The 562-nt window shown below is 57.5% G+C and carries 1 protein-coding gene; it reads left to right on the top strand.

Features of this window, described 5'->3' with window-relative positions:
* On the top strand, positions 1 to 562 hold a 562-nt coding region (tssC, locus tag ACG0Z5_RS23865; RefSeq protein ID WP_394451660.1), incomplete at both ends, for a type VI secretion system contractile sheath large subunit.

The following is a 562-nucleotide window of genomic DNA, read 5'->3' as shown; positions in this document are numbered from 1 at the left end:
TGAAGAGCTTCATCAACAACGGCTGGTGCGTGCAGATCCGTGGCCCGCAGGCCGGTGGTGCCGTGCAGGATCTGCCGATTCACCTGTATGACCTGGGTACCGGCAATCAGGTGAAAATCCCGTCCGAAGTCATGATCCCGGAAACCCGCGAATTTGAGTTCGCTAACCTCGGTTTCATCCCGCTTTCCTACTACAAAAACCGCGATTACGCCTGCTTCTTCTCGGCGAACTCGACCCAGAAACCGGCCCTGTATGATACCGCCGATGCGACCGCTAACAGCCGCATCAATGCGCGTCTGCCGTACATCTTCCTGCTGTCGCGTATCGCGCACTACCTGAAGCTGATCCAGCGTGAAAACATTGGTACCACCAAAGACCGTCGTCTGCTGGAACTTGAGCTGAACACCTGGGTGCGTGGACTGGTGACCGAAATGACTGACCCGGGCGACGAACTGCAGGCGTCTCACCCGTTGCGTGACGCCAAAGTGATTGTCGAAGACATCGAAGACAACCCGGGCTTCTTCCGCGTCCGCCTGTTCGCTATCCCGCACTTCCAGGTGGA

The organism is Scandinavium sp. M-37 (assembly GCF_043558715.1).
In the GTDB taxonomy this organism is placed as follows: domain Bacteria; phylum Pseudomonadota; class Gammaproteobacteria; order Enterobacterales; family Enterobacteriaceae; genus Scandinavium; species Scandinavium vulneris_A.
The sequence above is the reverse complement of the archived record's forward strand: the minus strand, read 5'-3'. Positions and strand labels throughout refer to the sequence as shown.